Source organism: Acinetobacter sp. AL9 (genome assembly GCF_041464035.1).
Lineage (GTDB): Bacteria > Pseudomonadota > Gammaproteobacteria > Pseudomonadales > Moraxellaceae > Acinetobacter > Acinetobacter towneri.
This window is the reverse complement of the sequence record NZ_JAYFSK010000035.1, coordinates 1-20,302: the sequence shown is the minus strand read 5'-3', so window position 1 is coordinate 20,302 and position 20,302 is coordinate 1. Positions and strand designations below refer to the sequence as shown.

Sequence of the window (20,302 nt, the reverse complement as noted above, 5' to 3'; positions counted from 1 at the left end):
ATCTATAACCTAATTACGATGAAAGAGCTAATTTAAGAAATTGTTTAGACATTTGATTTAAATGAATTTTTTTATAACAATCTTTGCAGTAGTATGTGTTAACAATAGATATTTTTGCTAGATTTCGGGCCAGCAAATTAATATTCTGCTTTGGAGAAAGTTTTAAAGCATCACAATTTGGGCATGATAAATCCTGAATACCAGAGGAAGAGTTATAGCTAAAAATTGGTAATCCAAGAAAAATTGCTTCAGCTAATGTTACAGGACTACCTTCATACAGAGACGACATAATAAGACATCTACTTTGTAACATCAGTGTATGAGGTTCATCTACCCAACCTAAGAAGTCAACTCTGTCAGAGATGTTAAGTTCTTTGGTGAGCGCTTCAAGTTTTTGGCGCTCAGACCCATCTCCAACAATTGCCATTTTACCACTCAGATTACTCATGGAAAATGCTTTAATTGCATGATCTACTTGTTTAATTGGAACCAAACGTCCTACAAAAATCACATCCCATTTTTTTTCGGTGTATGGAGATTGAGCAATAAGGTCATCTGATATTTGTACCCCATTTGCAATGGTGACTGTTGATTTTGGTTGAGTATAGGTTTGAGCTTTAGATTCTAGGTCACGGTTTACTGTAATCAAATTTCTATTTTTAAATAATTTAGAAAATTTGCGTTTATTCTTGAAAAAACGAATATGTTCTTTAATTTGCTTTAATGGATTATTGAACTTTCTAAATTCTAAAAGATCCCCATGAATCCAATGCCATACATTACCTTTTAGATAAGGTGCTAACCAATGTCCATTGTTATAGCCTGTAATAATTAAGTCAAAATTATTTGCCAGTAAAGTATCAATTTTTGTTCTTTCATCGGGCGATAATACTTTATTTTTCCACATTTTGCCGTATGCAAAAGATTCACATAGCTGTAAATCAGTATAAGCTACATTAGCTGTACAGTGATAATAATTCAGTCGGCCATTTAACACTGCTAAATGAATGCTATGCTCATGAGCTGCAAGATATTCAGCTAATTGTAAAGTTATTCTTTCCGCTCCGCCACACCCTAAGTGGTCAATAATAAATAAGATTTTTGACATTTTCTCAGTCATGACATACTAATGTGGCAAGTATATCAGGTCAATTTTTTTTGTAAATTCTACTTTTAGATCCTATTATTTTTAGATGGGTTACCTTAATGAATAAATTGATCGTTGTAAATGGTTATGAAGCGAATAGAATAAACAAAATTTTTATTGATTAGTCATATATGAGCATAAAGTACAATGCTGATATAGATGGTTTAAGGGCAATTGCAGTTCTCTTTGTTATTTTTAACCATCTTCATGTCAGTTTATTTCAGGGTGGATTTATTGGGGTAGACATTTTCTTTGTGATTTCTGGATATCTGATTACGTCCATAATCTATAAAGAAATGCGGGAAGATCGCTTTCGTATTGGTCACTTTTACAAAAAAAGGGTGATCCGGCTCGCACCGGCTTTTTTTACCATGCTTGCGGTAGTTTCTATTATCAGTTCTTTACTTATGCTTCCACATGAGTTGATGTCTTATTTTGAGAGTGTAATTTACTCAACTTTCTTAATGGCAAATGTATACATGCGTAAAGAGGTTGGCGGATATTTCTCAACAAGTGTTGAGGAGGTGCCTTTACTTCACTTATGGTCATTAGGGGTTGAGGAGCAGTTTTACTTATTTTGGCCTTTATTTTTATTGTTTTTGATAAAAAAAATAAATGCAAAATGGCTGATATGGATTGTTATAAGTTTAATTATGCTGTCTGTATTTTATGCAGAGCAACAAATACTGAAAAATGCCGGTAAAGCCTACTATAAAATGCCAGTTCGTGCCTGTGAAATGTTTTTAGGTGCTTTGATTTGCTTTTTGCCGAAGATAAAATTAAAAGAAATACTTATACAAATTGGTATTTACTCAGGTGTTTTATGCTTATTTGCAACAGCGATGCTGTTTAATCAGCAGACCAAATTTCCTGGTTTGAATGCCTTGGTTCCTTGTCTGGCTACAGCACTTATTATCTATTTAAGTCAGATCGCGGATAAAAAAAGTTTTATCTTGGGTAATTCCTATTCTATTTGGCTTGGAAAGATTTCTTATCCTATGTATTTGTGGCATTGGCCTCTTATTGTTTTTTGTAATATTTATTTGATAGAAAAAGATTCAATTATTCAGATTTTAATTTTGGTTGCGACAATATATTTAGCTTATCTTACCTATAGGTATATTGAACTTCCAGCAAAGAGTTGGATGGTATGGTCTAATAAAAGAGTTATTTTAATAGGTTTTTTATTACCGAGCGTAGGGCTTTCTGCTATAGCAGGGATTGTTAAATATACTTCTGGTTTTCCTCAACGATTTAATGAACATGTAAACACTCAAGTTGCGGCATTGCAGTCAGCTGCTCATGTAGTTAGAAAAGATTGTCATGATTTTCCAAAAAATAAAGCAAATTTACCTGATTCATCATTATGTGTTTTAGGTAATGGAAATAGAGAAAAGATTGACTTTATATTGCTTGGCGATTCACATGCGAATAGTTTGGTAGGTGCTGTAGATTTTTGGGCCAAGGATTTAAATTTAAGAGGCTATGATCCAACTCAAAGCACGACACTGTATCTACCTTCTGTGGAATTATTTGAAAGAAAAGCAAATCATGAATATGTACTTCAGTCTCAATTTAAGACGAGAAATGATAGTTTAACTTTACTTTTACAAGATAATCATTATTCCATAACTATAGTTTCTGGATATTTTTCAACTTATTTAACGGATAAAGTTAAGCTGATTGATGGTACGGGTAGAGCTAATAATGAAGTATTTGAAGATGGAATGGTACGTGCTCTTGATAATATTTCTAAAGCAAGTGATAGAGTTATCTTAATATTGGATGTGCCTGAGTTAAATAAAGTTAAAGCTAATTGTGATGTGAGGGTTAAATCACTTGATTTAACTAGAAACTGTATAATTTCTGTTAATGATATAAAGTTGCGTGATAGACAATATTTAGAAATTATTGATCGTCTAAAGATTAAATTTCCAAAGCTAGAAATTGTTAATCTTAATACATTATTGTGTGATCAAATTTCTTGTAATACTAGTTTAAATAATATTCCATTATATCGTGATAAAGATAATAATCATTTATCCTATGTTGGAGCGAAAGAACTGGGTAAAGAGTATTTGGAAATAAGTGAAAACCCGCTTAAATAATAAACATCTTGCATTAGGCCTCTTGCGAAAGTATGGTTTTATCTAATTTTTGAATTGGCTAAAACCTCATAAAATATAGCTTTTAGCAGCATAAAATTTGACTAACGCAAGAAGTCTATTATTTAGATTGGTAAATAGCCTAAACCTCTTTTAGGTTATTTACTTATATTTATAAACCTATAATCAAATTATCTGATTATAGTAATAGTTATTTCTCCGCATTCCCCGCCAACACCATATAAATCAGCCCCACAAAAATAACAAATGCACCGCCAATACTACTTAAGCTAAAGTACAAAATGCGGTCATTGGTGTCTAAGGCAAACAGGTTATTAGCCAGAATATAACGCATGAATAACCATTGAGCGACAGCAAATACAATTAGCATAATGCCACGATTACGAACTGCAGGACGCATAGCCATAATAACGCTCAACTCAAAATTCAAAATGAAGCACTATTATGCCACTAGCTTAGCTTTATCTCAATTCATAAAAAACCCTGCAAATTTGCAGGGTTTTTCTGAAACGTTCAAAACTTATTCTTGAGATTCTGCTTTTGGTTTTTCACGTAAACGAATACCCAAATCACGCAATTGAGTCGCCTCAACTGGTGCAGGTGCTTGAGTCAATGGACATTCAGCCGTCTTAGTTTTCGGGAAGGCAATTACATCACGAATAGACGATGCGCCTGTCATCAACATCACCAAACGGTCTAAACCAAATGCCAAACCACCGTGCGGAGGTGCGCCGTATTTCAACGCATTCAGTAAGAAGCTGAATTTCTCTTCGGCTTCTTCTTCTTCAATGCCTAAAGCCTCAAAAATCGCTTTTTGCATTTCTAAAGTATAAATACGCAGTGAACCACCACCAATTTCGGTACCGTTCAATACCATGTCATACGCAACAGATAAAGCTTCACCTGGGTTGCTCTTTACATCTTCAACGCTTGATTTTGGCAAAGTGAATGGGTGATGCACAGAGGTCCATTTACCATCATCTGTTTCTTCAAACATTGGGAAATCAACGACCCAAAGCGGTGCCCATTCGCAGGTTGCAAGGTTCAAATCGTGACCTATTTTGACACGCAGTGCGCCCATCGCATCATTGACCACTTTGGCTTTATCTGCACCAAAGAATACGATGTCGCCATTTTCAGCGCCTACACGTTTTAATAAATCAAGCACGATTGGCTCAATAAATTTCACGATTGGAGATTGTAAACCTTCGATGCCTTTTTCAAGCTCATTGACTTTAATATACGCCAAACCTTTCGCACCATAGATGCCAACAAATTTAGTGTATTCATCAATTGCACTACGTGGCAATGAACCCGCGCCAGGAACACGAAGCGCAACAATACGACCTTTCGGATCTTTCGCTGGGCCAGCAAACACTTTGAACTCAACGTCTTGCATTAAGTCTGCTACGTCTACCAATTTCAGTGGAATACGCAAGTCTGGCTTATCAGACGCATAATCACGCATCGCTTCCGAATATGGCATACGTTGGAATTTGTCGAATTTCACGCCTAGAAGTTCATCGAACATCTTCACGGTCATGCCTTCCATCAAATCCATAATGTCATCGTCACTCATGAACGATGTTTCAATGTCGATTTGAGTAAATTCAGGCTGACGGTCTGCGCGTAAATCCTCGTCACGGAAACATTTAGCGATTTGGTAATAACGGTCAATACCACCCACCATCAACAATTGTTTAAATAATTGTGGAGATTGTGGCAGGGCATAGAAGCTACCGTTAGATACTCGGCTTGGTACTAAATAGTCACGCGCGCCTTCAGGGGTTGCACGTGTCAAAATTGGTGTTTCAACATCCAAGAAACCATGATCGTCTAAATAGTTACGAATTAGGTTGGTGACTTTAGAACGGAAACGTAAGCGATCTAACATTTCTGGACGACGGATATCCAAGAAACGGTATTTCAAACGAATTTCTTCTGAAATGTTGGTATTTTCATCGTTCAATGGGAACGGAGGCGTTTCAGATGCTGCAAGAACTTCAATTTCCTTGCCTAAAACTTCAATTTGTCCACTGACCATATTGGCATTTTCTGTGCCTGCATAGCGACGACGTACACGACCTGTGATTTTTAATACAAATTCTGAACGTGCTTTATCTGCAGTTGCAAATGCTTCTGGGGTATCTGGGTCAATTACGACTTGCACAAGACCATCACGGTCACGCATGTCTAGGAAAATTACACCACCGTGGTCACGACGACGGTGTACCCAACCACACAGGGTCACGGTTTGATCAATTTGAGCTTCGGTTAAAGAACCGCAATAATGAGTTCGCATCATAGCGTTAAAAATCCAACTATATGGGTTAAGGAAGCGAATACGTAAACAGCGCACCGCCTTTAGCAAAGGTAGGATTATGCCTCTTTGGGCATGTGGCTACAAGAACCTGCTGCAAAAACAGTGGGTTTTTACAAGGAATGTGTCTGAAATAGGATAATGCAGCAAGATTCAGGATAAAGTGATGAGCTTTGACTTTATTTTATCTACCCTTACCGATCCAAAAACAAAAATAACAGACAACCTAAACTGAACATGAGTAATGCCCCTTGGCTAAACTCATTGATGGCACGTCCCGTAAAATAATACAGTTCGGCTTGCCAAGTCGCATCGGGGATATAACGCGCATAATCCCAAAGTGAAAACCCACCACATACAATCGACAAGAGAATGAGAGCAATGGCATAAACGCGAATTTTAGTGCTTACAGAACTGACCTGCCGATGCTTGCGATAATAATGCAGGCTCATCCATAACAAAAAAGGCAGCACCAAAATAGAACTACCAATTTGTAGTACGCGATGCATCGGATAAACACCTGTTCCTAATTGTACCGATTGTGCTAAAAAATCCTGAAAGGCAAAACTACGAAAGTCGTGATGGGTTAAACCATCCCAAATTAAATGGGTGGCATTGCCAATCAATAAGGCGAGAATCATGCCACCTACAAACCCAAGTGCAGATTTTATTGTGTTTAGATTTAAAGGGTGATGCACGCCCACAAAGCGATACAATGCAGGGCGATAGAGCAAATACCACAGCGCACAAAACACAAGACCCAATAATAAATTCGGATACAGCAATGCTGACCATAAATGAGGAGTGGGATCATGACGCAAAGTAAACAGGCGATGTAAATCTGGCAACATCGTACCTATAGCGAGTGCAGCGATGGGCAGACGTTGTCCTGAAAGCTTGGCGAGTGGTGGGGCAAGTACTGCATGTGAGAGCGTAAAGGGCATACCAATTCAAAGTAAAGAATATAAAAAATCAGAATAAATTGTGATGAATAGCTTAATTGAGAATACAGAATAACAATGTTTTTTATTGCAATATTAATGAAATGTTATATTATAACATCAATTATTTTTGCTAATTTGAGCATGGGTCATGTCGTTCCATAAAAATTTAATAACACTTTCCATTTTTTCAGTGCTGACACCTGCAGCATTCGCCAATACTCAAAGCAGTAGCACACAACTGGAAACCATTCAGTTACAAGCACATCCTTTGGTACAAACTGCGGCAGATTTTGCAGTGGCAGATCATGTGATTGATCAGAAAACGTTGGCAGAGCGGAGTACCACCATTGGTGATGCGATGGCAGATGAGCTAGGCGTATATTCCAATCAATATGGCTCAGGCTCTAGCCGCCCTGTGATTCGTGGACAAGATGGCCCACGGGTTAAAGTGCTGCAACATGCTTCAGAAACGGCCGATGTGTCTACACTTTCACCTGACCATGCCATCACTGTCGATCCAATTTTAGCCAAACAAGTTGAAATTATTCGTGGCCCATCAACATTACTTTATGGTGCGGGAATGGTTGGTGGCTTAGTCAATGTGACCGATCAAAAAATTCCAACACAAATGCCAAATAATGGCTTAGAAGGACAGGTAGGTTTACGTTACAACACAGCTAGCGATGAAAAGCTAGTGAGTGCGGGTGTAACTGCCGCATTGAGTGATCAGTTTGCGCTGCGTATTGAAGGTTCAAAACGTAAAGCCAATGATTACATCACGCCAAATTATTGGGTAGAGCATCATCATACAGAAGTACATGTTGAACCAGATGGCTCAACCCATACACATGAACATGAAGAGTTGGTAAAAGAACGTCGTGTAGACAATACCTTTGCCGAAGGACAAACAGTGAATATTGGTGGATCATGGATTCATGACCGTGGTTTTGTTGGGCTGTCTTATAGCAACCGTCAAGACAAATATGGTTTGCCAGGGCATAGTCATGAGTATCATGATTGCCATCCACATGGAAATAAATTGCATTGCGGAAGTCATGACCCTGCACCACAACCAGATCCAAATGCTGTTGAAGAACATGCACATGGTGGCCCATGGGTTGATCTAGAATCACATCGTTATGATTTACGTACCGAGCTTGATCAGCCTTTTGCAGGTTTTGATAAACTACGTGCGCACGCCAGCTTTACTGATTATGAACATGATGAATTAGAAGAAAATAAAGTTATCAGTAACTTTAGAAGTAAAGGCTACGATGCGCGTTTAGAATTGGTGCACAAACCCCTTGCAGGTTGGGAAGGTGTGTTTGGTACACAGTATAGTCAGCAAAAAATTGATTTAACTGGACAAGTTGAACAACACGGCAATCATTCTCATGAAACCGTGCCTATGCCTGATACCAAAACTCAAAAATATAGTTTGTTCGGTTTAGAACATAAACAATTTGGCGATGTGCATGTTGAACTTGGTGCACGGGTTGAACATCAAAAAATTGATGTCGATGCGGAGCTAAAAGATTATTCAGATACAGGCGTATCTGCTTCTGCAGCAGCCACCTGGCAGTTTGCACCGAACTATAAACTATCCCTTACAGGCTCACACCAGCAGCGTTTACCATTGGCACAAGAGCTTTATGCAAATGGCATCCACTTTGCAACCAACACCTATGAGCGTGGCAATGCAAATTTAGATGTGGAAAAGTCGAATAATTTAGAACTTGGTTTGCACTATGAAGCCGATAAACTTGATTATTCGCTGCATGTCTATCATAACTGGTTTGATAACTATATTTATGGTGCAACCACCGACCATATAGAAACTTTCCGTTTAATTGATTATCAACAAGACAAAGCCAAGTTTTATGGTACAGAAGCCAAGCTAGGTTATCAGATTAGCCCTGATTATAAACTCAGTGTATTTGGTGATTATGTCCGTGGTGAGATTGACAATCAAAATGCACCACGTGTACCTGCAGGGCGTTTGGGAACTAAAGTAGATGCCAACTTTGCCGATGGTTGGTCGGGTATGGCGGAATATTATCGTGTCTTCAAACAAGACAAGGTTGCTTATTTAGAGCAAGAAACAGCAGGCTATAATATGGTCAATGTTGGTGTGGCTTATGCGGGCAACTATGCCAACAAACAAGATTACCGTGTGTATTTTAAAGCCAACAACTTGCTCGATGATGAAGTGTATTCACATACATCGTTCTTGTCGAATATTCCACAAGTGGGTCGTAACTTTACAGTCGGCGTGGAATTTGGCTTCTAAAATTCAATTTGCCTTGAGCAGGATGTCTGCGTGAAAACACAGAAATCCTCTTGAAAATCCAAACAATTAAACCTAGTCTGAGCGCATCGGACTAGGTTTTTTGTTATGCGTATCTTTCAGCGAATTCATCAAAAATTGAATTGGTCGCCTCGGGCGTATGTGGGACTTATTATAAGTTTTCTGGCTTTAGGTTATTTGGCGTCTGCGACCTACCACAGCTTAAAACCATTGCCCGAAGGGCTGAATTACACTGGAAAGTTACGTCATGCGCCTATTAAATTTATTGCCGATCAGACCTATATCGACGCGCAAGGTGTTCAGCAACAACAGCATCAAATTTTTAATGAAATTTTAGAGCTGATTGATGCAGCACAAAGCACCATTGTATTGGATATGTTCTTGTTTAATCCTGAAGTGGGAACGTCTAAACAGCAGCATCAACCGCTAACGCAGCAACTCACCGATGCTTTAATTCATAAACGTCAGCTGCAGCCAAATATTGAAATCAAAGTCATTACTGATCCCATTAATTCGGTATATGGCGGTATTGCACCTGAGCATTATCGTCAATTGCGTCAGGCGGGCATTGATGTGATTGAAACAGATTTAACCCCGCTGCGCGCATCGAATCCTTTGTGGTCGGGTTTTTGGTATTTCTGCTGTCAGGGTATTCCAAATAATGCCGAAAAGGGCTGGCTGCCAAGTCCGTTCGGTAAAGATAAAATTACCTTGCGCAGTTATTTCAGCTTGTTCAATTTTAAAGCCAATCATCGTAAAACCATGGTGGTCGATACCGCCGAAGGCTGGAAAGCATTGGTCACGTCGTTTAATCCACATGATGGCAGTTCACGTCATTCTAACAGCGCTTTATTGGTGACGGGCAATACTGCAGTAGATGTGTTGAAAACAGAACAAGCCGTCGCGCGTATGTCGCAGGGTAATATGTCTGGGGTGATTGTGGGGGAGTTTGAGGCAGATTCGTCTTATCCTCAAGTGCAAGTCATCACTGAACAAGCCATTTTAGAGGCCAGTTTGACACTGATTCAGCAGACAAAAGCGCAAGAACATCTGGATTTGGCGATGTTCTATTTATCGGAGCGGCAAATCATCAAGGCACTGATTGCTGCACAGCAACGTGGCGTACAAGTGCGAGTATTACTCGACCCGAATAAAGATGCTTTTGGACGTGAAAAAAATGGCATTCCAAATCGACAAGTGGCGGCAGAATTACATGCTGCAGGGGTGAAGGTACGTTGGTGTAATACCCAAGGCGAGCAATGCCACAATAAAATGCTGATGAAATCGAATGCCACACAGGCCGAATTGATTTTAGGTTCTGCTAATTTCACCGCACGTAATTTAAAAAACTATAATTTAGAAAGCAACTTGCGTGTGGTCGGACAGGTGCAAGACCGTGTATTTCAGGATGCTCAACACTATTTTAATACCGCATGGTCAAACCTTGAGGGTAAAAATATGAGTGTGGATTATGCGGTTTATGCCGATGAGTCGAAGTGGAAATATGCGCTGTATCGCTTTATGGAATGGAGTGGTTTATCGACCTTTTGATTTTTAAATTCTATGCCTTGAACTCAAAAATCCCTCTTGTTGTAAGAGGGATTTTTTTGAGCCGAATATTACTTTACAGGATTTGGCGGCACCATTTCATCCAAATCTTTATCACTCATTTGATCTAACTCGGCAATATCGGTTTTGATTTTCCATTGTGCTTCATCATCCACAGGATTCGGTAAACGCGCTTCTAACCAATCACAAACCACATCTGGGCTAAATTCTGGATGGTTGCATTGAATTACCCACGATAAAAAATCTTTGGCTTCACCATTCATATACGGTGGCGGTGAAACAGGTAAGAATTGAGTCGGCAAGCGCTCATCTCTGGAAATATAATTCAGCACATGTCCCAATTCCTGCACAGTTTGCCATGCTAACGGATGTTCTACATCAATTTGAAATTTGAACCACCATGCATGCTGATCGTCTGAACCATAAGCGTCTACACGGGCTTGCTGTACACTCGGAACTTTGCAGAAAAACTGATGAAGGCGGTCAAAATTTAATTCAGGCACGAGGTTTCATCCAATTTCAAAAAAAATGTATCTTAGCATAGGGGTTGGAGATATTTCATAAATGGCGAGCCGTGTCGGTGAAATCTGCGGAGACGAAAGTTTAAAATTGCTGATTTTTTATTCATTGTTTATCCTTAATTTGAGCTTAGAATAAAAATATGAAAATAGGAGTGCTAGATATGAAAGTGGCGATTTTAACTGCATTGAGTGGCATGCTATTTTTAGGTGTGTCGATGCAGAGCTTGGCCGAAACCAATCGTTGGGCAGGATATACAGGCGTCAATACACAGCGTGATCAGCATCGTCCTTATTCGCCACAGCATCATCCTACTTATCCGCAGCATCGACCTTATTATTCACAGCAACCCTATTCCTATCCACCACATTATCCATACCATCAACGACCTGTGCCGCAGTGGGGGCAGCCAACCATTCGTAGTGGCATCAATATTCAATACAATGCGCCAAGTACCGTGCAATATAACCACCAAAGCTACAGTTGGGTAAATGGTGAGCCGAGTAGTGCACATATTGAAAGTTCGACCTATCGTGTGGTGACTGACTGGCAACATTTAGGTTTACCTGCTCCGCCACGAGGCATGTATTGGGTTTTTGAGCATGGCCGTTATGTTTTGGTGGCAAATCGTTAGATCATCTTAAGTGTTCAAGTGGTAAAGAAAAGCATTTGAGCTAAACGCATCATTAGGTGAATCTTCAAAAAAAAGCGCGTCATGGTTTATCCGGACGCGCTTTTTTATAGCAGAAGTTTGAGTGGCTTTGAGTGAATTAAGCAATTTCAGTTTAGGCCAGCTCATCATCTTCTGGGCGTGGTGTCTTGCCCTGTGGTAATGGTTTTTCACTGTGTTTATCTCGAATGACCGATGGATAATTCCACGAAGCAAAACGCACCACTAGAATTGCAAAGGCTAGAATTAGAATCGAACCCGTAATAATCACCAAGTCCATATCTGCCTTATGGTCATGTTGAATATCGGAAATCAGCAGTCGGGTTAGGGCAGTAATGGCAATATAAATCAGAAAGCGTACTGGCATGTGATTGGTTTTAAAGTAAATTCCAACCATTGCACCTAGTTCTAAATAGATAAAAAGCAATAAGATGTCATCAATAGTGGCATATTGTTTGATGGTGAAAATATCAATTACCGTATGTCCAGCAGACCAAATGACCATACAGCCAATGATAAAGAGCGCAAGATAATGAAAACTTTCTACAGCCCAATTGCCATATTTGTCTAATAGGCTTTCAACTGCTTGAATATTTTTATCTATTTTTGAACGACGTACTGCCATTTACACCTCCTGTTTGAGTATGGATATTCAGACTTCATCAAAGGTGATGCAAATTTCATGCACAATTTAGAATAGGGATATAAAATTTAGTATAAAAAAACGCCTGATGATTCAGGCGTTTTTGCAGATACTGTATGAATTAAGACTGGTTGGTGAAGTAATCTTCACTGAAGTTCATTACCACTTCTGCACCCGCTTTCACTTTAGTAATGCGTAAAGCTAGTTCTGGCAAAATACGTTGTACAAAGTACAGTGCCAATGACAATTTGTTTTGATAGAACTCACCCTCTTTTTGTTTGGCTGCATTGGCAATGCGCGCAAACATATATGAGAAGCTGAGCAAACCTACCGCATGTAAATAATCAACCGCTGCTGCGTTCGGGAAATCTACATTTTCTTTGGCTGCATTTAAAACGTATTGAGTCACGGATTCAACTTCAGTCGCTGCATCTAAAGTTGCATCTTTAATGAAGTTGAGGTCTGCATCTAAACCATTGGTGAAATCACGGATTTCTGCAATGTATTCTGCAATAAATTCGCCATTACATTTAATGGTTTTACGACCAATCAAGTCTTGCGATTGTACGCCGTTGGTGCCTTCATAAATTTGGGCGATACGTAAATCACGAACACATTGCTCCATACCCCATTCACGGATATAACCATGACCACCGAAGACCATTTGTGAATCAATTACAGCGTTAAATGCAGTATCGGTTAAGTAGGCTTTGGCAATTGGAGTTAACAATGCAACACGGTCATTGGCTTTTTTCACAGCTTCTGCATCGGTAGAGAATTTAGTGATATCCAATTGTTGACCCACATATACCGCAAACGCACGCGAAGCTTCGTTATTGGCACGTGCATTGAGCAACATACGACGCACATCGCCATGCACCAAAATGCTATCCGCTGCTTTGTTTGGTGATTTTACGCCCGATGCACTACGGCCTTGAATACGGTCAGTCGCATATTGCGCAGCATTTTGATAGGCAAATTCAGATGCACCTAAACCTTGAATTCCCATAGACAGACGTTCGTAGTTCATCATTACGAACATGGCAGCCAAGCCTTCGTTTTCTTTGCCGACCAAGTAACCTTTGGCACCATCAAAGTTCATCACACATGTTGCAGAGGCTTTAATGCCCATTTTGTGTTCGATTGAACCTGGGCCTACTGGGTTGCGTTCACCTAATGAACCATCTTCATTGACCAAGAATTTTGGCACGATGAATAAAGAAATACCGCGTGAACCTGCAGGAGCATCCGGTGTTTTCGCTAAAACTAAGTGAATGATATTTTCTGCAAGGTCGTGATCACCACCTGTAATGAAGATCTTAGTACCTGTAATGTTATAAGTACCATCTTCGTTGCGTTCAGCTTTAGTTTTAATAATCCCTAAATCTGTACCTGCATGCGGTTCAGTTAAGCACATGGTACCTGACCATTCGCCAGAGTAGATTTTAGGTAAATACGTTTCTTTCTGTTCTTGTGATGCATAACTGCTTAACGCCATGCCTGCACCGACAGACAGTAGTGGATACAATAAGAATGATGGGTTGGTGGCAAAGAGCATTTCATCTGACAATACTGTCAGCATTTTTGGCATGCCTTGACCGCCCCATTCTTCATCTGCGCCTAAACCAATCCAGCCGCCTTCGGCATATTGTTTAAATGCTTCTTTAAAACCAGCAGGGGTAGTGACTTCGCCATTGTTATAGATCGCGCCTTCTTCATCACCGCTACGGTTAATCGGCAGCGTCACGTTTTGGGCAAATTTTGCCATTTCTTCCAAAATTGCTTCAGCCGTTGCAGCATCAAGATGAGCGAGGTTTTCGTTGTTTTGCCAGAATTGTTCTGCATTGAATACATCATTTAAGATGAATTTCATATCGGCAAGTGGGGCATTATAAATTGGCATGTGAGTTCACCTGTTTATTGTTTGAATCTTGATTCGTTTAGTTCAGTGTAATCTACAATTGTGAATGTTGTAGGCGACTAAAGCGAAAGAATGCTTTATTTATAAAGAAAAAGGACTGCCAATGCTATGACCGTCCTTTCTCAATTTCTGTACTCAAGAGTACAACATTTTGAATATCTAGTTAAATATTCTCAATATTTAGCTTAGAAAGCAAAGTGTTCAGCATCTAATGCAAGTAAAGGCTCTACACCTGTTGCAATCACTTCTACGTGTGAGCGAACACGTGGCAAGATTTTCTTGAAGTAGAAGCGAGCAGTCGTCACTTTAGCATTGTAGAAGTCTACATCGGTAGTGCCCGCTGCAAGTGCTTCTTGTGCGACCAATGCCATACGAGCCCATAGGTAAGCAAGCGTTACATAGCCAGAGAAATACATGTAATCAACTGCAGCTGCACCAACTTCATCAGGGTTTTGCATTGCGCGCATACCAATTTGCATGGTCAAATCGCCCCATTCTTTATTGAGCGCTGCAAGCGGTTCAACAAATTCTTGCATTGCTGCGTTGTCTTTGTTGGCTTCTGCAAATTTATGGATGATTTTGGTGAAGTCTTTCAACATTGCACCTTGTGTACCCAAAACTTTACGACCTAACAAGTCGAGTGCTTGGATTTCAGTTGTTCCTTCATAAATAGTAGAGATGCGTGTATCACGTGCAATTTGTTCCATACCGTATTCAGAAATGAAACCATGACCACCCAATACTTGAATACCGTGTTTTGCTGACTCTGAACCTGTTTCAGTTAAGAACGCTTTTGCAATTGGGGTTAAAAGAGACAAGATGTTGTCAGAGAATTTACGATCTTCTTCAGTTGCACCTCGTTCAACGATATCTGCGTGTAGACACAACAGATACACTAGTGCGCGACCACCTTCTGCAAATGCTTTCTGCGTCAACAGCATGTTACGTACCGCAGGATGCACAATGATTGGATCTGCTTCTTTTTCAGGCGCTTTAGGACCTGAAAGTGAACGCATTGCCACACGGTCTTTCGCATATGCTAAAGCACCTTGGAAAGAACCTTCAGATGCAGCAAGACCTTGAACGGCTGTACCAATACGTGCAGTGTTCATGAATGTGAACATGCAGTTTAGGCCGCGGTTTTCCGGCCCGATCAAGTAACCTTTTGCTTTATCAAAGTTGATCACACAAGTTGCGTTACCATGGATACCCATTTTGTGTTCGATCGAAGCACAACGTACAGCGTTACGCTCGCCAACTGAACCATCAGCATTTACGAGGAACTTCGGTACGATGAAGAGAGAAATACCTTTAGTGCCTTTAGGTGCGCCTGGTAAACGTGCAAGAACGATGTGAACAATATTGTCAGCCATGTCATGTTCACCAGCAGAGATAAAGATTTTCTCTCCAGAGATTGCATAGCTGCCGTCTGCTTGTGGTTCAGCTTTGGTACGGATAATACCCAAGTCAGAACCTGCATGAGATTCGGTTAAACACATGGTACCCGTCCACTCACCTGAAACAAGCTTTGGTAGATAGGTTGCTTTTTGTTCATCTGAACCGTGATGTTCTAAAGTACGTACTGCACCGTGAGAAAGGCCAGGATACATGCCCCATGCCCAGTTCGCAGTACCGACCATTTCAGAAATCACGTTACCTAAAGATACAGGAAGGCCTTGACCGCCGTATTGCTCTTCAGCCGACAATGATGGGAAACCCAGTTCGATATATTTTTGATATGCTTCTTTGAAGCCCGCTGGTGTTGTGACCACACCATCGTTCCACGTACAACCTTCTAGGTCACCGCTTTGGTTAATTGGAGATAATTCATTTTCACAGAAGTCTGCAGCAGCTTCTAAATATTGGTCAATCAATTCACGGTTCACAGTTTCCTGAAATGCAGGCAATTTAGAATAATGTTCTTCTGCGTTAAGTAATTCATGCAGTACGAATTGCATATCACGTAAAGGCGCTTTGTATTGTGGCATATCGGTTTCCTCAATACTGGTTTGACCAGCGTTATATTTTAAAGGGATTTCAGCGCATGCCTTATTAGACATGCCGTGTTGCAATGGTTGTAATCGTGCAACATCTTCTAATTCGGTACAAGCATCTGCATGGCATTTCTTGGTGACTGTAAAGTCAAAGATTTTTACCTTGAAATGGCTAAGTTGTTTGAGTGTAAATAGTTTTGCTGAATTTGAAATGATACAAATAGTCAAAAAGCGTAAAGAGATATGTCTAAGGGAAGTAGATAAAAAGGTAAATAAAAAGATGTGTATAAGATGAGCTAAAACTAGAGTTCATTAGAAATGAGATTGGAAATTTATATTTCTTGAGTATTTAGGATGTTTTTAGTCAAATATAGGAAGTATGTCATTTTTGTTGCAGAAATGCCGAATAGTTATGGCGGAGTCTTATTGGGCGATTGGCATATAACGAGAGTAACCTTCGGTTCGACCTACTTTGCGAAATGTATTTCTCATTCGGCAAAATGAGAAGCTGAAAGCTTCGCAAGAAAACCATCTTGCGGAGCAGTGCTCCTCACAAAAAACTTGTTTTCGATATTACAATAGTCATCCACAGCTGACTTGCGCTGCAAACAAAGCAGTGCTTGTTTTTGCTCAGGTTGTGGATGACCTTTCCGCGTATCGAATTATTATCACATTGATTGTACAGGCTGATTTGGCTGAAAACGAACCAAGCATTGCCCCTTGAGTTGTTGTTCACCCAGTTTTACCTGAATGTGTTGTCCATGCGTTTTGCCTTCACAAGCAGCACGCATGGCCTTTTGATGCGCTTGATGTTGTGCTAATCGTTGATCGTATTGTTTGGTCATTTCAGCACGTTGCGCATCGGTCAGCACCTCACCACGTTGTGGCATACGTGGTATGTTTGCACGCATGGCTTGGTGTTGTTGCATCGCATATTGGCGATGTTGTTTAAATGACTGGCGATCAGGCTGGAAACGCATCGTACAGGTGCCTGCGAGTGTTTTATCAGCTACTTTTAATTGTAGATTTGTACCTGCTGCTTTGTTGTCACAGGCCTGCTGTATCTGACTGCGGAATGCGCGGTGTTCTGTACGCATGGCACGATATTGCTCGCGTTGTTCTGGACTGAAGCGTTGTCCATCTTGAGCATAATGTTGTTTAAACATACGTGTTTGTTGCCGTTCGGTCAGATCATTGCTGGTTTGGCATGCAGTTAAAGCACCCATGCCCAAAACACTTGCTCCAAGTAACGCGATTTTCGTCATCTGTTTCATCTTCAAACTCCCCAACCTGCTTTTAACTTCACTCAGTTAAGATTAAATAATAAAGATGAAGAAACAATGGAGAGTTTTTTCTAGCACTGTTGGTTACAATGCTCAAAATCAATAAGAAAAGCTGAGATTGCGCTTTTGAAAATTCGCCGTATTCCCATCGCATTACGCCTGTTTCTCACAGTGCTGCTGACGACCTTGCTGATCACCACGGTCAGTTTGGGGGTATTGCATGTCAATATGCAGCGCAATTTCAGCAAATACGTGGCCGATGTCGAAATGCAAAAGCTGGACTTGGTCATTCAAAACTTGGCAGAAGTCTATGCGGTATATCACGATTGGGGCAATGCCATTCAGGCGCAAATTCTCCAAATTGAAGGTGAGGCTGCGCCCGATGATTATGACCGTTTATCGCGGTGGTGGTTGCGCCGTCAATATGACATTGCCTTGCAGCAGCGTTATTTTCAGGAACATACCTTAGCCAATGTAAACCCAAGTGTGGTCGAGCCTGATCTAGCTAAACGACAAGCCAATGCCGCAGAACTTCGCTGGTTAGAACTGAATTTACCTTCACAGTTTCAGCCATTTGAAGGTTTGGTCTTTCCTTTAAGTGCCAATCAAAATGCTTTCCGTTCAGATCGTAAAAATGAAGGGCAAAACAACACGACAGAATCTTCAGGGAAAAAACAATTTATTTCGATGCCTGACCGTTTGGGTTTGAGTTCGCGTCTATCTTTATATGATGCACAGCGGCAATTTGTAGTGGGAGAGCCTGCTGAAACTCAAATTTCCTATCGTCCAATTATGGTCAATGAAAAAGTCGTGGGCTATTTGGGCTTAAAACCTGTGTTAGATCAGGAAGATGCTTTAAGTATTAACTTTTTTAGTAAACAAACTCGTTATTTATTATTGGTTTATGCTTTAAGTATTTTGGCGAGCTTGATTGCTGCATTGTTGTTGGCGACCTATTTTAAAAAGCCGATTCAGCGTTTGTTGAATGGGACGCGCGAATTGACCAAAGGGCATTATCAGCATCAGGTCACGGTCAATCGTAATGATGAATTGGGTGATTTATCTACCGAGTTGAATCATTTGGCGGTGATTTTAGATCAACATGAAACCTCGCGTCGTCAGTGGGTGGCAGATACTTCGCATGAGTTGAAAACCCCGTTGGCCGTGTTGCAGGCGCAAATTGAAGCTATGCAAGATGGTATTCGCAAAGCCACCCCAGAGCATTTGGCTGCGATGATGCATCAGGTCAATAGTCTGAAAAAACTCACACAGGATTTGTCGGACTTGGCGCAAGCCGAAGCCATGCAGCTGAAATGCTATTTTTCGATTATTGATCCATGGCAAGTGATTGAGCAGGAAATTGAAAGCTTTAAGCCGAAATTTGAACAAGCGCAGTTGGACGTGATCGTGTCGGGTGAAGGCACGCAATTACAATTGGATATAGACCGTTTTAAGCAAATTATGCTCAACTTATTGAGTAACAGTATTCGCTATACCGAAGCGGGTGGGCAGGTACATATTCACACCAGTCAAAGCGCAACAGAATGGACAGTATATGTAGATGACAGTCCGTTTGGTTTAAGTGATGAACAATTGGCACGTTTGGGTGAGCGTTTCTATCGCGCCGATGATTCACGTACACGTGCCACAGGCGGGACAGGTTTAGGTCTGGCTTTATCGGTCAAAATTGCTAAAGCATTGGGCGGAGAGTTAAGTTTTGCACATTCACCATTGGGTGGTTTACGTTGCAAATTAAGCTTTCCCAAAACAATCAAATCTTGAAAGACTTTAAGGAATCGTGCATGAAACATATCTTGCTGGTTGAAGATGAAATTGAACTTGCCCAATTGGTGCGAGATTATTTAGAAGCTGCTGGTTTTGAAGTCAGTATGTTTCATGATGGACAAGAAGCCTATGACAGCTTTTTGCAGCGTAAACCGAGCTTGATGATTTTAGATTTAATGGTACCGCGTATGGATGGTTTGACCATTTGCCGCAAAGTGCGTGAACAGTCCGATGTGCCTATTATTATGGTCACGGCACGTACTGAAGAAATTGATCGGGTGCTAGGCTTGAACATGGGCGCAGATGATTATGTATGTAAGCCTTTTAGCCCGAAAGAATTGGTGGCACGTGTGCAAGCGGTGTTGCGCCGTTTGGAGCGTAAAGTTGAACCTGAAAGCAATGATTTATTCCGCATGGATAAAGCACAGCAGCGCATTTGGTATCAACAAAAAACCTTGAATTTGACCCCAACCGAATTCCGTTTATTGGAATTGTTTTTAGAGCATGTCGGGCAGGTGTATTCACGCGCGCAGTTGCTAGACCATATTAACCCAGACAGTTTTGAAGTGGCAGACCGTGTGATTGATAGCCACATTAAAAACTTGCGCCGTAAAATTTCTGACGCTGCCGAAACGGGAAATCGTCATGAATGGATTCAAGCAGTGTATGGCGTGGGCTATCGTTTTGAGTATCCAGAAGAATAAGTTTAAAAATTCAATAAGCGAATCTTGGAAGGTTCGCTTTTGTTTTCTAAGTTAGAGAACTACTTAAAAAGAGCTATTTCCGCTTTCAATATTAAAGAATGTGGATATCTTAATAAAAAAATAATAGCCACGTTGGACTCATATTTGAGTTTTGAGGAAAGTTCTATTGCGCAGAATAAAAGTGGTGAAAGCTTTGGTTGGGGACTATGGAATGATCCACTAGGTAAAAAAAAGGGAAAAATGTAAGCGTCCGCTGAACCCCATGCCTATTTTTTAATTTGAGTTGGATTTCCAGCGATGTGGCAGTAATTCTTCTATTTGGGTCGCTTTATGCGTCGGCAGCCTTTTCAGCACATCACTTAAATAGGC

Annotated in this window: 17 protein-coding genes; 7 read left to right on the top strand and 10 right to left on the bottom strand. The window is 40.5% G+C overall.

The annotated features are described in order from the left end of the window. Positions 1–13: 13 nt before the first annotated feature. Positions 14–1,108: a glycosyltransferase gene (locus tag ACEO2X_RS09110; protein WP_371971847.1), complete on the bottom strand. Its 1,095-nt coding sequence runs from the start codon at positions 1,106–1,108 to the stop codon at positions 14–16. Positions 1,109–1,278: 170 nt separating this feature from the next. Here ACEO2X_RS09110 and ACEO2X_RS09105 point away from each other — a divergent pair, with 170 nt between their 5' ends. Then, positions 1,279–3,255 carry an acyltransferase family protein gene (locus tag ACEO2X_RS09105; RefSeq protein WP_371971845.1) on the top strand — a complete coding sequence of 659 codons (1,977 nt, stop codon included), beginning with the start codon at positions 1,279–1,281 and terminating at the stop codon, positions 3,253–3,255. 208 nt (positions 3,256–3,463) lie between these two features. Here ACEO2X_RS09105 and ACEO2X_RS09100 read toward each other — a convergent pair whose 3' ends face one another. The 3 genes from ACEO2X_RS09100 to ACEO2X_RS09090 all read right to left on the bottom strand — a co-directional run bounded on the left by ACEO2X_RS09100 (position 3,464) and on the right by ACEO2X_RS09090 (position 6,537). After that, positions 3,464–3,679 (bottom strand): hypothetical protein, encoded by a 216-nt coding sequence (locus ACEO2X_RS09100; protein ID WP_019836460.1) that lies wholly within the window; start codon positions 3,677–3,679, stop codon positions 3,464–3,466. A 114-nt stretch (positions 3,680–3,793) separates the two neighbouring features. Then, a complete protein-coding gene (gene aspS / locus ACEO2X_RS09095; RefSeq protein WP_004975017.1) occupies positions 3,794–5,578 on the bottom strand; it encodes an aspartate--tRNA ligase in 1,785 nt (594 codons plus the stop codon). 209 nt (positions 5,579–5,787) lie between these two features. After that, the gene (locus ACEO2X_RS09090; protein WP_371971843.1) at positions 5,788–6,537 is read right to left on the bottom strand and encodes a DUF4184 family protein; all 750 of its coding nucleotides are present in this window, start codon (positions 6,535–6,537) and stop codon (positions 5,788–5,790) included. 148 nt (positions 6,538–6,685) lie between these two features. Here ACEO2X_RS09090 and znuD point away from each other — a divergent pair, with 148 nt between their 5' ends. Together znuD and ACEO2X_RS09080 are read left to right on the top strand one after the other, a co-directional pair. Continuing rightward, positions 6,686–8,827 (top strand): zinc piracy TonB-dependent receptor ZnuD, encoded by a 2,142-nt coding sequence (gene znuD / locus ACEO2X_RS09085; protein WP_371971842.1) that lies wholly within the window; start codon positions 6,686–6,688, stop codon positions 8,825–8,827. A gap of 105 nt (positions 8,828–8,932) precedes the next feature. Then, on the top strand, positions 8,933–10,396 hold the full coding sequence (locus ACEO2X_RS09080) for a phospholipase D family protein (protein WP_371971840.1): 1,464 nt from the start codon (positions 8,933–8,935) through the stop codon (positions 10,394–10,396). 68 nt (positions 10,397–10,464) lie between these two features. Here the strand turns inward: ACEO2X_RS09080 and ACEO2X_RS09075 are convergent, their stop codons facing one another. Then, positions 10,465–10,917 carry a hypothetical protein gene (locus ACEO2X_RS09075; protein ID WP_371971838.1) on the bottom strand — a complete coding sequence of 151 codons (453 nt, stop codon included), beginning with the start codon at positions 10,915–10,917 and terminating at the stop codon, positions 10,465–10,467. A 179-nt stretch (positions 10,918–11,096) separates the two neighbouring features. Here ACEO2X_RS09075 and ACEO2X_RS09070 point away from each other — a divergent pair, with 179 nt between their 5' ends. Further along, positions 11,097–11,567 carry an RcnB family protein gene (locus tag ACEO2X_RS09070; protein WP_371971837.1) on the top strand — a complete coding sequence of 157 codons (471 nt, stop codon included), beginning with the start codon at positions 11,097–11,099 and terminating at the stop codon, positions 11,565–11,567. 151 nt (positions 11,568–11,718) lie between these two features. Here ACEO2X_RS09070 and ACEO2X_RS09065 read toward each other — a convergent pair whose 3' ends face one another. The 4 genes from ACEO2X_RS09065 to ACEO2X_RS09050 form a co-directional block, all read right to left on the bottom strand. Beyond that, entirely contained in the window at positions 11,719–12,228 is a 510-nt protein-coding gene (locus ACEO2X_RS09065) for a phosphate-starvation-inducible protein PsiE (protein ID WP_371971835.1), read from the bottom strand. A 139-nt stretch (positions 12,229–12,367) separates the two neighbouring features. Beyond that, complete coding sequence (locus ACEO2X_RS09060) at positions 12,368–14,149, bottom strand: acyl-CoA dehydrogenase C-terminal domain-containing protein (RefSeq protein WP_371971833.1); 1,782 nt, start codon at positions 14,147–14,149, stop codon at positions 12,368–12,370. A 203-nt stretch (positions 14,150–14,352) separates the two neighbouring features. Further along, positions 14,353–16,155 carry an acyl-CoA dehydrogenase C-terminal domain-containing protein gene (locus tag ACEO2X_RS09055; RefSeq protein WP_371971854.1) on the bottom strand — a complete coding sequence of 601 codons (1,803 nt, stop codon included), beginning with the start codon at positions 16,153–16,155 and terminating at the stop codon, positions 14,353–14,355. A gap of 674 nt (positions 16,156–16,829) precedes the next feature. Beyond that, the gene (locus ACEO2X_RS09050; RefSeq protein WP_371971831.1) at positions 16,830–17,435 is read right to left on the bottom strand and encodes a hypothetical protein; all 606 of its coding nucleotides are present in this window, start codon (positions 17,433–17,435) and stop codon (positions 16,830–16,832) included. Positions 17,436–17,570: 135 nt separating this feature from the next. On the opposite strand from ACEO2X_RS09050, the gene baeS reads away from it, so the two are divergent. Genes baeS through ACEO2X_RS09035 form a run of 3 tightly spaced genes read left to right on the top strand, consistent with a single transcriptional unit; the run spans position 17,571 to position 20,179 of the window. Further along, positions 17,571–19,226, top strand: a complete 1,656-nt coding sequence (gene baeS, locus ACEO2X_RS09045; protein ID WP_371971829.1) for a sensor histidine kinase efflux regulator BaeS — start codon at positions 17,571–17,573, stop codon at positions 19,224–19,226. A gap of 20 nt (positions 19,227–19,246) precedes the next feature. Further along, a complete protein-coding gene (locus tag ACEO2X_RS09040) occupies positions 19,247–19,933 on the top strand; it encodes a response regulator (RefSeq protein ID WP_168418565.1) in 687 nt (228 codons plus the stop codon). Positions 19,934–19,972: 39 nt separating this feature from the next. Continuing rightward, entirely contained in the window at positions 19,973–20,179 is a 207-nt protein-coding gene (locus ACEO2X_RS09035; RefSeq protein WP_371971827.1) for a hypothetical protein, read from the top strand. Positions 20,180–20,206: 27 nt separating this feature from the next. Here ACEO2X_RS09035 and ACEO2X_RS09030 read toward each other — a convergent pair. Next, the coding region (locus ACEO2X_RS09030; protein WP_143242124.1) for a transposase domain-containing protein at positions 20,207–20,302 on the bottom strand (96 nt) is incomplete at its 5' end.

What these genes read in the sequence shown, in the direction of transcription:
- ACEO2X_RS09110 (WP_371971847.1), bottom strand. Translation starts at nt 1,108, where the DNA reads ATGTCAAAAATCTTATTTATTATTGACCACTTAGGGTGTGGCGGAGCG.
- ACEO2X_RS09105 (WP_371971845.1), top strand. Translation starts at nt 1,279, where the DNA reads ATGAGCATAAAGTACAATGCTGATATAGATGGTTTAAGGGCAATTGCA.
- ACEO2X_RS09070 (WP_371971837.1), top strand. Translation starts at nt 11,097, where the DNA reads ATGAAAGTGGCGATTTTAACTGCATTGAGTGGCATGCTATTTTTAGGT.
- ACEO2X_RS09050 (WP_371971831.1), bottom strand. Translation starts at nt 17,435, where the DNA reads ATGAAACAGATGACGAAAATCGCGTTACTTGGAGCAAGTGTTTTGGGC.
- ACEO2X_RS09100 (WP_019836460.1), bottom strand. Translation starts at nt 3,679, where the DNA reads ATGGCTATGCGTCCTGCAGTTCGTAATCGTGGCATTATGCTAATTGTA.
- ACEO2X_RS09055 (WP_371971854.1), bottom strand. Translation starts at nt 16,155, where the DNA reads ATGCCACAATACAAAGCGCCTTTACGTGATATGCAATTCGTACTGCAT.
- ACEO2X_RS09080 (WP_371971840.1), top strand. Translation starts at nt 8,933, where the DNA reads ATGCGTATCTTTCAGCGAATTCATCAAAAATTGAATTGGTCGCCTCGG.
- ACEO2X_RS09040 (WP_168418565.1), top strand. Translation starts at nt 19,247, where the DNA reads ATGAAACATATCTTGCTGGTTGAAGATGAAATTGAACTTGCCCAATTG.
- ACEO2X_RS09065 (WP_371971835.1), bottom strand. Translation starts at nt 12,228, where the DNA reads ATGGCAGTACGTCGTTCAAAAATAGATAAAAATATTCAAGCAGTTGAA.
- znuD (WP_371971842.1), top strand. Translation starts at nt 6,686, where the DNA reads ATGTCGTTCCATAAAAATTTAATAACACTTTCCATTTTTTCAGTGCTG.
- ACEO2X_RS09060 (WP_371971833.1), bottom strand. Translation starts at nt 14,149, where the DNA reads ATGCCAATTTATAATGCCCCACTTGCCGATATGAAATTCATCTTAAAT.
- ACEO2X_RS09090 (WP_371971843.1), bottom strand. Translation starts at nt 6,537, where the DNA reads ATGCCCTTTACGCTCTCACATGCAGTACTTGCCCCACCACTCGCCAAG.
- aspS (WP_004975017.1), bottom strand. Translation starts at nt 5,578, where the DNA reads ATGATGCGAACTCATTATTGCGGTTCTTTAACCGAAGCTCAAATTGAT.